10 protein-coding genes are annotated in these 10,352 nt (G+C 67.8%); 3 read left to right on the top strand and 7 right to left on the bottom strand.

Annotation, left to right across the window (positions count from 1 at the left end):
- Positions 1-20: 20 nt before the first annotated feature.
- Complete coding sequence (locus tag QN315_RS13990; protein WP_323989891.1) at positions 21-1,148, bottom strand: FAD-dependent monooxygenase; 1,128 nt, start codon at positions 1,146-1,148, stop codon at positions 21-23.
- A gap of 162 nt (positions 1,149-1,310) precedes the next feature.
- Positions 1,311-2,633 carry an MFS transporter gene (locus tag QN315_RS13985; RefSeq protein ID WP_323989890.1) on the bottom strand — a complete coding sequence of 441 codons (1,323 nt, stop codon included), beginning with the start codon at positions 2,631-2,633 and terminating at the stop codon, positions 1,311-1,313.
- Between the two features lie 208 nt (positions 2,634-2,841).
- Here QN315_RS13985 and QN315_RS13980 point away from each other — a divergent pair, with 208 nt between their 5' ends.
- Positions 2,842-3,345: a MarR family transcriptional regulator gene (locus QN315_RS13980; RefSeq protein ID WP_323989888.1), complete on the top strand. Its 504-nt coding sequence runs from the start codon at positions 2,842-2,844 to the stop codon at positions 3,343-3,345.
- Positions 3,346-3,356: 11 nt separating this feature from the next.
- On the opposite strand, the gene QN315_RS13975 is transcribed toward QN315_RS13980, so the two are convergent.
- Together QN315_RS13975 and QN315_RS13970 are read right to left on the bottom strand one after the other, a co-directional pair.
- Positions 3,357-3,755, bottom strand: a complete 399-nt coding sequence (locus tag QN315_RS13975; RefSeq protein ID WP_323989886.1) for a cupin domain-containing protein — start codon at positions 3,753-3,755, stop codon at positions 3,357-3,359.
- An 80-nt stretch (positions 3,756-3,835) separates the two neighbouring features.
- Positions 3,836-4,432, bottom strand: a complete 597-nt coding sequence (locus tag QN315_RS13970; protein WP_323993516.1) for a cupin domain-containing protein — start codon at positions 4,430-4,432, stop codon at positions 3,836-3,838.
- A 140-nt stretch (positions 4,433-4,572) separates the two neighbouring features.
- On the opposite strand from QN315_RS13970, the gene QN315_RS13965 reads away from it, so the two are divergent.
- Complete coding sequence (locus tag QN315_RS13965; protein WP_408904640.1) at positions 4,573-5,535, top strand: LysR family transcriptional regulator; 963 nt, start codon at positions 4,573-4,575, stop codon at positions 5,533-5,535.
- A gap of 25 nt (positions 5,536-5,560) precedes the next feature.
- Here QN315_RS13965 and QN315_RS13960 read toward each other — a convergent pair whose 3' ends face one another.
- Positions 5,561-6,613 carry a 2-oxoglutarate and iron-dependent oxygenase domain-containing protein gene (locus QN315_RS13960; protein ID WP_323989883.1) on the bottom strand — a complete coding sequence of 351 codons (1,053 nt, stop codon included), beginning with the start codon at positions 6,611-6,613 and terminating at the stop codon, positions 5,561-5,563.
- Positions 6,597-7,490 (bottom strand): TIM barrel protein, encoded by an 894-nt coding sequence (locus tag QN315_RS13955; RefSeq protein ID WP_323989882.1) that lies wholly within the window; start codon positions 7,488-7,490, stop codon positions 6,597-6,599. Before QN315_RS13955 ends, QN315_RS13960 begins: the two co-directional genes overlap by 17 nt.
- A 213-nt stretch (positions 7,491-7,703) precedes the next feature.
- Here QN315_RS13955 and QN315_RS13950 point away from each other — a divergent pair, with 213 nt between their 5' ends.
- Positions 7,704-9,158, top strand: a complete 1,455-nt coding sequence (locus QN315_RS13950) for a SulP family inorganic anion transporter (protein WP_323989881.1) — start codon at positions 7,704-7,706, stop codon at positions 9,156-9,158.
- Positions 9,159-9,206: 48 nt separating this feature from the next.
- Here the strand turns inward: QN315_RS13950 and QN315_RS13945 are convergent, their stop codons facing one another.
- On the bottom strand, positions 9,207-10,247 hold the full coding sequence (locus tag QN315_RS13945) for a zinc-dependent alcohol dehydrogenase family protein (RefSeq protein WP_323989880.1): 1,041 nt from the start codon (positions 10,245-10,247) through the stop codon (positions 9,207-9,209).
- Positions 10,248-10,352 lie beyond the last annotated feature (105 nt).

Genomic DNA, 10,352 nt, shown 5'->3' with positions numbered 1-10,352 from the left:
CATGCGCGCGCCCCGACGGGTCAGGCGTTCAGGTCGATGGCGTAGACGTCATGGCCGTACACCCAGTACGGATCCTCATCGGCCCGCAGCCAGGTATTGGCATTGGAAACCTGCTGCACGCGTGACGCCCGCTCGACGCGATGACGGCGATAGGTCTCGAACGTCGCCGCCATGTCGCCCACGCCCAGCTCGGTGATGCAGCGCACCAGCACCGCCGCGTCCTCGATCGCCATGGCGGCGCCCTGCGCCATGTGCGGCTTCATCGGATGGCATGCATCCCCCAGCAGGACGACACGCCCCTTGTGCCACAGCGGCAGCGGATCGCGGGTAAAAAGCGGCCATTTGGTCACCGATTCGGCCGCCTCGATATAGGCCTGCACCGTGTCGCAATAGCCCTTGAACGATTCGTGCAGCGCCGCGCGCGTGCTGGGCTGCCACGCCACGCCACGCGGCCAGTCCGCAGCGGGCTCGCCGGTGACGAAATAGAATTCGTCCCTGTTCCTGTCGAGGAAATACGCCATCATATGCCGGTCGGACGACCACCATTTGACGCAGGGCTCGACCTCCAGGCCCGACAGGCGCGCCGCCGGGATAAGGGCCCGATGGCCGATCCAGCCGGTAAACAGCGGATCTTCCGGGCCCAGCAGCGTCTCGCGCACCCGCGAATTCAGCCCGTCCGCGCCGATCAGCATCTCGACCGTATCGGTGGTGCCGTCCTCGAAGGACAGCACGACGCCCGACGCATTCTCCTCGAAATCGACCAGCTTCTTGCCGAAACGGATCGCCGCCGGATCGACCGCACCGAGCATGATCTCATGCACGTCGCCGCGATGGATGGTGACATAGGTCGCGCCATAGCGGTCATGCTGCGCATTCAGCGGAATGCGCGACAGATAGGCGCCGTCCGCGCCATTGCGGCTGAACCAGAAATCCGGATGGCAGGACACGGCCTCGATCCGCTCTTCCAGCCCCAGCCGGCGCATGATCTTCATCACGTTCGGCCCGAACTGGATCCCCGCCCCCAGGCGCGAGAACGATGGCGCCTGCTCGTACAGGGTTACGTCATAACCGGCCCGCCCCAGCAGGCCCGCCGCGGCCACGCCGCCCAGCCCTGCCCCGACGATACCGATTCTTACCGATTCAACCATTTTTCGCCATCCCGTTCCCGTGCGCCCGCGCCATCGCCGGGCATTAATGGTGTATACGCTATATATCTGAAAGGCAACAAACCATTCCCGCATCCACGCCGCCCGAGCAGGTCCCGATCGAACGGACCCGTTTGAACGGGCGAAGATGCGTGATGAAATGCTCTATGTCCGGTCGACGATCTCCCGCGGGATCAGGAACAGGCTCAGCGCCGCCGCCGCCATCACGCAGGCGAACAGCACCAGCGCCAGGTCCGGACTGTGCGTCCGCTGGATCGTCCAACCGATGATCCCGGTGGCGAAGAACCCTGCCAGGTTGGCGAAGGAACAGGCAATCGCCAGCCCCGCCGCCGCCGCCGGCCCGCGCAGGAAATTCGCCGGAATGCACCAGAAGGGCGGCAGGGCCCCCAGGATCGCGGCATTGGCCAGCGCGATCAGGCAGACCGACACCGCCAGGCTGCCGTCGGCCAGCACGCTGCACCCCAGCAGAAAGGCCCCCAGCAGGACCGGCAGCACGACATGCAGCCGCCGCTCCCCCGTCCGGTCCGAATGCCAGCCATTCAGGACCATGCTGAATACGGCGCAAAGATGCGGCACCATGGTAATCAGCCCGATCGTCATCGGATCGGCGACACCGCGCCCCTTGAGAAAGGTGGGGAACCAGAACGCCACCGTATAAAGCCCCAGCAGGATCGCCCCGTCGATCAGCCCGACATGCCACACCCGCGGATCGGCAAAAGCCTGCCACAGGCGCGAGATCGCATGATCGTCATGGCCGTGGCGCAACTGCTCCCGCAGAAAGCCCTTTTCCCGCGCGTCCAGCCAGTCCGCGGTTTCGATCCGGTCCGGCAGGCCGAACAGCGCCCACAGGCCCAGCAGGACCGGCGGCAGGGATTCGACGGCGAACAGCCAGCGCCAGCCGGCAATGCCGCCCACCCCCGAGAAATGGGCCAGGATAAAGCCCGAAAGCGGCGCCCCCAGCACGCTCGACAGCGGAATCCCGATCATGAACAGCGCCGTCAGCCGCCCCCGGCGTTCCGGCGGAAACCACTGGCTCAGATACAGCAGCGCCCCCGGCATGAACCCGGCTTCGGCAACGCCCAGCAGCAGCCGCAGCGCATAGAACGCCATGGGCGTGTGTACCAGGCACATCGCCCCCGACACCACGCCCCAGGTCAGCATGATCCGCGCCAGCCAAAACCGCGCGCCCACCCGCTGCAGCAGGATATTGCTCGGCACCTCGCACAGCACGTACCCGACGAAGAACAACCCGGCGCCCAGGCCATAGGCAGCCTCCCCCAGCCCCAGATCGGCCGCCATGCGCAGCTTGGCGAAGCCGACATTCACCCGGTCCACATAGGCCGCGAGAAACCCCAGGCACAGAAAGGGCGCGATCCGCCAGGTCAGTCGGCGATACAGCGCATCGGCCTGCGCGCCATCCGCCGCCATGCCGGCGGCCGTGCTGTCGAAAGAAAGGTCCAAAGCCATTGCGACACCCCAGCCGGTCCGCGTCGATCCATTTATGGCGTATACGTTATTTATGCCCCGCACAAGTCCGTTTCGAAACGAAATCGTTCCATGTCCCCACCCATCGCCGCTTGCGAAATTCCGTCTTTCTGAAAGGCGTCATCTTCTCCCAAAGGTGACGCCGCCGCCTATTGCCACCGGCCCGTGAACGCGCGACAAGGGAAACGACATGAAACAGGCGACCCTACCCAGCGCAGCCCAGGCGCACCCGACCGCCGAACCGCAACCGGCGGCAGCACCGTCCGAGCCGCCTGCCGCCTACGACCTCTCCAGCCAGATCGGCCACCTGCTGCGCCGCGCCTATCAGCGCCACACCGCGATCTTTCAGGAAACGATCCCCGACCACAGGCTGACCGCGGTGCAGTTCGCTGTCCTCGTCGCGATCCGCGAGGAACAGCCCGCGCCGCTGATCCGGATCGGCCGCATGACCGCCATCGACCACGCCACCCTGCGCGGCATCGTCGCCCGGCTCGAAGACCGCGATCTGGTCAGGACCGAAAGCGATACCGAGGACCGGCGCCAGCGCATCGTCTCCCTCTCGCCCGACGGCGAGGCCCTGGTCCGGACCTGCATCCCCGAGGCGCTGCGCATCACGGAACTGACCCTCGCCCCCCTCGATGCGTGCGAGCGCGTCGCCGCCCTGCATATCCTGCGCAAATTATCGGGCGAGTAGCGCCGGCGGCCCTAGTGTCCTGATTCCTGGGGCCCCGCATCCAGGTGATAATCGTCGGGCCGGAACGGCGGCGCCGAGATCGCATAGAAGCACAGCGCGTCCTCTTTTCCGGCCACGGCACGATGCCGCACGCGTGGCGCGATCCGCACCACGTCGCCCGCCGAAACCGGATGCGGCGTGCCGTCCAGCCATACGACGCCCCGCCCCGCGACGATCACGAAGATCTCCTCCGACGTCGTATTATGGCTCGACGGATTGCCATGCCCGGCATCCAGCCGAAACAGCGCGACGCTCTGCCGCGCAGAACGCAGCGGCGCGGCCAGTCCGGTCAGCTCCTTCATGCGAACGCCCGGCGCGATCGTGATGAAAGGCACGCGCGACGCATCCAGCCCCTGCGCACGCGCCGGCATCGCGGCAACCGCCAGCAAACCGATAGCGGCGCCCAAACTCAACCCCAGACCCAACCCCACACCCCGCTTCAGACACACCCTCATGACGCCCCCCGGGTCAGCCGCGCGATCGCATCCGCAAACCCCGGATAGGCCCGGGCCAGCGCCGCCCGATCGCCCAGCACGAAATCCTCGGGCATGAAGCCCGGCGCCATCGTCGTGCCGCCGAACGACCAGCCGCGCGGCCCGGCCGGCATCGATCCTTGCCAGACACCCTGCGGAACGACGAACAGCGGGTTGCCGCCATCCAGCGTGACCGTCCGCCCCCGCCCGTCCGGATAGAGCAGCAGCATCCGGATCGGATCACCGCCGTAGAAATGCCACACCTCGTCGGTCGCCAGGCGATGCAGGGCCGAAAAATCCCGTCTCGTTTCCAGCACGAAGATCGCGGTCGACAGCGGATGCGCCCGGCCGCCATAGCGGGCGGGCAGCGCCCCGCCCGGCAGCGTCTCGGGCGTGCGCAGCACCTGGGCGAACCAGCCCCCTTCCTGCGGGATCGGCTGCATATGGTGGCGCGCGACCAGCGCCCGCGCGGCCGCCGGCATCGGCCCGGCCTTCTCCGCCGCGCGCGGCCCACCCCCCGGAGCCAGGGAAAAGAGCAGGGAAAACGCCAAGAAACCACCCAGCCCCACCCGCATGACCACCACCCCGTTCCGACACCGGTCCGATCACCCTACCGCACGCGCCACCCCGTGTCAGGGCACCGCCTGAAGATCTGACCTGAGGATCTGGCCCGACGATTTGGCGCGAACCGGCTTTTGACCCATAATTCCACATGATGCACAGAACCACGACCAAGGGACCGACCGCGCGCATGGCCGCCCGCCCGGCCGCCGCCTTCAGCGGCCAGCTCGCCGAAGTCGATCTGCGCCTGCTGCGCGTCTTTCGCACCGTCGCGCAGAAGGGCGGCTTCGCCGCGGCCGAACTGGCGCTGGGCAAAAGCAAATCCTCGATCAGCATCGACATCGCGGCACTGGAAAACCGCCTGAAGATCAAGCTGTGCAAGCGCGGGCGCGGCGGCTTCGCCCTGACGCCCGAAGGCGCGCAGGTCCTGGACGCGACCACCGACCTGCTGCGCGACATCGAACGGTTCCGCGACCGGGTCAATTCCGCCAGCGGCATCCTGTCGGGCCGCTTCACGCTCTACGTCACCGACAACATGCTGGTCTATGGCGAGACCGGCATCGTCCGGGCCCTGGAACTCTTCGCGTCGGCCCACCCCGACGTCGTCATCGACCTCCGATCGACCGCGTCGCACGAAATCGAGTACGCGGTGCTCGACGACCGCGCCACCGCCGGCATCACCCTGCGCCCGCACGTGCAGCCCAACCTGCAGACGACGCCGCTCTTCACCGAAACGCTGCATCTCTATTGCGGCCGCCGGCACCCGCTCTTCGCCCGGGCAGACGACCCGATCACCTTCGACATGCTGGACGGCCACCGCCTGATCGAAGTCTCCGACGCGGCCACCGCGCCGGGTTGGGAGGACACGCGGCGCACCCTCACCTTCTCCGCCGCGGCCGAGAATATCGACGCGCGCGCGCTGCTGATCCTGACCGGCCAGTTCATCGGCTTCCTGCCCGAAATCTTCGCCACCCCGCTCGAGGCCAGCGGCCAGTTCCGCCGCCTGAACTGCGCGGGCCTGCCGCTGGTCACGCAGTTCCATTTCCTGGTCAAGCGGGATTCCCACGCCAGCCTGATGGCCGAAACCTTCCGCCAGATCCTGCAATCCACCTGCTGACCCGGCCCGCGCCGAAACGCCTGCCTTACGCTCCCGCCTTGCCCAGATGGCCGAAGCTGGCCGGACGCCGCGCGCCGTCCGGCAGGGCGATCCGCCCCTCGGCGACGCGCCGGCCGAGATAGCGATAGGTCTGCAGGGCCTGCGCCCACATATGCTCGCCGATGGTGATCGTCTCATAAGCCTGCCCCGCCGTCGCGAAGGCCGGCAGCGGCCGGATCTGGGTGTGGTAGTCGCAGGCATAGAACAGCGGGAAGGAATAGCGCTCCTGTTTCACCTTGCGGACCCGGTGCGCGGTGGCGACGAACGCCCCGGCGGTCATGACCTCCAGCATGTCGCCGATATTCACCACGAACGCCCCCTCGACCGGCGGGGCATCGATCCATTCCCCCTTGCCGTTCAGCACCTCCAGCCCCGGCGCATCGGCCAGCAGGATGGTAAAGCATTCGTAATCGGTATGCGCGCCGATCCCCAGCGCGTCCTCGGCGTCCTCATCATGCGGATAATGGATCATCCGCAGCTTGGAGGGCGGAAAGCGCGCCAGGTCGTCGAAATATCCCTCGGTCAGCCCCAGCGCCAGCGCGAAGCCGCGAAACAGGGTCCGCCCCAGCGCGAAGACCGCCTGGTAATATGCCTGGGCCGCCGCGCGGAACCCCGGCAGCGCCGGCCAGTCATTCGGCCCCAGCAGCGGCGTGCCCGCCCGCACCAGCGGATGGTCCCCCGGCACCTCATAGCCGATGTCGAACGCTTCCTTCCGGTCGGGACGGCCGGTGCCGTACACCTCCTCGCCTTCCGGCACATAGCCCTTATGGGTCGCGGACGCGCCGATATAATGGCGCATCTTGTCGTCGAAGGGCTGGGCGAAGAAATCCCGTGCCGCCTGCCGCACATTCCCGATCAGCTCCGGCGCGACCTGGTGGCCGGAGATATACAGGAACCCGACATTGCGCGCGGCCTCCCCCAGGGCCGCCGCCACCCGGGCGCGCGCCTGGGGATCGGCACTGTACAAGCCGGCGATATCGACGACCGGTATGGCCGTGAAATCCCCGCGGGCGGTCAAGGGATCATGCTCTGTCGTCATCGTCTTCATCCTGCGCGCAAGCTGACATGAATCGTGAAAAATGCGCCCGCTCGGCCTGCCCCATCCAGGCATTGAGGTCCCACAGATCCGCGACGGGCGTCCCGGTAAAGGGCAGGCGGTGCAGGTACCCGTCCGGGCCGAATTCCGGCGTCATCGTCGTCACCGCCATTCCCCGGGCCCGCTGGGCCCGCCAGACCCGTTCCCAATGGTCCTGGTGGAACAGCAATTCGCGCCGATATTCAGGCGCCGCCGGGTGCGGCACCTGCGGTCCCTGGTCATAGCCGACACGGGCCTGGATATGATGCACCCGCGCGACGAACGCGCCGAAATCATCGGCCGGATCATCCAGCAGGCGCTCGCTGACCACCACCCAATGGCTGATATCGGTGGTGAACAGCACGTCGGGATGCTGCCGGACGACCTCCAGCGTCACCCAGGGCGTGGCCAGGATCCGCGCGCGATGCGTCTCGAAGACGCAGCTCGCGCCGCCCGCGCGCGCGATCTCCTGCGCGCGGGCAATGAACTCCACCTGCTGCGCCGCCGGCCAGCGGTCGCACCCGCCCAGCACATTGACGAAACGCGGCGCCAGCGCGGCCGCGCGCTCCAGCCCGTCGCGCAGATCCGCCAGATGCGCCGCCACGCCGGCCGATTGGTCCGGAATCACCCCGCCGCCCGTCAGCACGATGGCGATATAGGGCACGCCCTCATCCCGCAGCAATTGTCCCCGCTCCCGCGCCTCGGCCAAGCTCGCCGGCACGCGGGCCTCGATTCCGTCGAACCCGGCCGCGCGCAATTCGGCGATCGCCTCGGCCCACGACCCGCCATGGCCCCACAAGCTCCGAAAGAGATCCAGCCGCATCCCCCCGCCTTCAGCCATCGTTCCCGCCCGCTTCGATCGCGATGAAGCGTTCCACACCGATCGTTCCGCAATAAATAGGAACATCGCAAAGTAAACTTCATCGCGCCCACACACCGCGCCACGGCCCTGCCTTGCCCTTTCGTCCCCCCGCCCCTAAAATCCCCGGACCATTGCCGCGTCGGGCCGCAACACGACGACATCCCCATCACGCGCAAAGGACCCTTCTCCCTCATGCAATTCTCAGCGTACCGCGCACAGTGGGCCCATGCCCCGCTGCGCGAGGTGCTGGCCGGCATGGTCGGCACCTTCGCCCTGATCCCCGAGGTGATCGCCTTTTCCTATGTCGCCGGCGTCTCGCCCGCCGTGTCGCTCTACGCCTCGTTCGTCATCAGCGTCGCGATCGCCATAACCGGCGGCCGGCCCGGCATGATTTCCGGGGCCGCGGGCTCGGTGGCCCTGGTCGCCGCCGCTTTGGTGCATCGGCACGGCACGCCCTACATGCTGCTGGCGACCCTGCTGGCCGGCCTGCTGCAAATGCTGTTCGGCCTGCTGCGCCTGCAGGTGCTGATGCGCTTCGTCTCGGCCGAGATCCGCACCGGCTTCGTCAACGCGCTGGCCATCCTGATCTTCTCCGCCCAGGTGCCGCAGATGCTGCACGCGACCTGGCACAGCTACGCGCTGATCGCGCTGGGCCTGGCGATCATCTATCTGCTGCCCCGGCTGAACGACGCGATCCCCTCGCCGCTGGTCTGCATCGTCGTGCTGACGGCGATCACGACGTGGCATCGCATGCCGGTCCGCACCGTCGCCGACCTCGGCGCGCTGCCGGCCGGCCTGCCCGGCCTGGCCCTGCCGCATGTGCCGCTCGATGTCGCGACATTGGAAACCGTCCTGCCCTACGCGATCGCCATGGCCGCCGTGGGATTGCTGGAATCGCTGATGACCGCCCGCGTGGTCGACGACGCCACCGACACCCACGGCGACCCGCGCATGGAATGCACGGGGCTGGGCCTGTCGAACATCCTGGCCGGAGTGTTCGGTGGCATCGCCGGGTGCGGCATGATCGGCCAGACGGTCGGCAACCTGCGCTATGGCGGGCGCGGACGCCTGTCCACCTTCACCGCCGGCGCGTTCCTGCTGGCGCTGATGGTGCTGCTGCACCGCTATGTGGCCCAGGTGCCGGTGGCGGCGCTGGTCGCCATCATGATCATGGTGTCGATCAGCACCTTCGCATGGGGATCGCTGCGCGACCTGCTGCGCCACCCCAAATTGTCCAGCCTGGTCATGCTGGCGACGGTGGGCGTGGTGGTGGCCACCCACGATTTGGCGGCCGGGGTGGCGGTCGGCGTGCTGCTCAGCGGCGTGTTCTTCGCCTGGCGGGTGATGGCCCTGGTGGCGATCACCCGCCACGGCACGGACGGCACCGACCGCTACGTCGTCAAGGGCCAGCTCTTCTTCGCCTCCGCCGACCTGCTCTATGACGCGATCGACTTCCAGACCATGGCCCACACCGTCGTCATCGACGTCACCGAGGCCCATTTCTGGGACATCACCTCGGTCGGCATGCTGGAAAAGACCCTCGCCAAGCTCCAGGAACGCGGCCTCACCGTCACGGTCGCCGGCCTGCACCCCGACCGCCACGGCGTGATCGCCGCGCACGCGCAGCAGGAATTGCTGGCCATGTGAGCCGCGATCACCGAGCCAACTCCAGCGACACCGTCCCCGGACCCCGCGTCAGGCGGCCGAGATCACCACCTTCATCGCCTTTTCCTCCGCCGCATGGCCGAACACCGCATAGGCATCCAGGATTCTGTCGAAGGTGAAGCGATGCGTCACCAGCCGCGCCGGATCGATCCGCCGCGATGCCACGCTCTTCAGCAGCATGGGCGTGGTGACCGTATCGACCAGCCGGGTGGTGATGGTGATGTTCCTGTCCCACAGGCGTTCCAGGTGCAGGTCGACCTTCGTCCCGTGCACGCCGACATTGGCGATGGTCCCCCCGGCGCCGATGATCGCCTCGCAGAGTTCGAACGTCGCGGGAATGCCGACCGCCTCGACCGCCGTATCGACCCCCAGCCCCTCGGTCAGCGCCATCACGGTCGCGACGGCGTCGCCCCGGCCGCTATCGACCACGTCCGTCGCGCCGAATTGCAGCGCGGTCTGCAGCCGGTTCGCATCCAGGTCGATCATGATGATCCGGGCAGGCGCATAAAGCTGCGCCGTCAGCAGCGCGGCGATGCCGATCGGTCCGGCCCCGACGATCGCGACCGTGCTCCCCGGCGCCACCTTGCCGTTCAGCACCCCGCATTCGAACCCGGTCGGCAGGATGTCGCTCAGCATCACCAGCGCCTCCTCGTCCACCCCGTCCGGCAGCGGATAGAGGCTGGTATCGGCATGGGGCGTGCGCACGAACTCGGCCTGCGTGCCGTCGATCCGGTTCCCCAGCACCCAGCCCCCCGTCGTGCAGTGCGAGAACATGCCCCGCCGGCAATAGGCGCATCTGCCGCAGGACGAGATGCACGAGATCAGCACCCGGTCGCCCGGCCTGAACGCCGTCACCGCCGCGCCGACTTTCTCCACCACCCCGATCCCTTCATGCCCCAGGACCGTACCGGGCAGACAGGTCGGCACATCGCCCTTGAGGATATGCAGGTCGGTGCCGCAGATCGTGGTCTTGGTCATCCGCACCACCGCATCGCCCGGTTCGCGGATCTCGGGGACAGGCCGCTCCTCGACCGCCATCCGGCCAGGACCGTTATAGACGAACGCCTTCATGACATCGCTCCGCCAGTTGATCGCCGCGCGGCTCCCGCCGCCTCGGCAATGCACGCCTCTACGCGTGCCCGGCCGGCCCCGCCTTGATCCTGCGCAAACCCGCGC

Origin of the sequence: Nguyenibacter sp. L1, from assembly GCF_035199985.1 — a bacterium.
GTDB classification, from domain to species: domain Bacteria; phylum Pseudomonadota; class Alphaproteobacteria; order Acetobacterales; family Acetobacteraceae; genus Gluconacetobacter; species Gluconacetobacter vanlangensis.
Note: the sequence above shows the minus strand (reverse complement) of the source record. Positions and strands in the feature narration are given on the sequence as shown.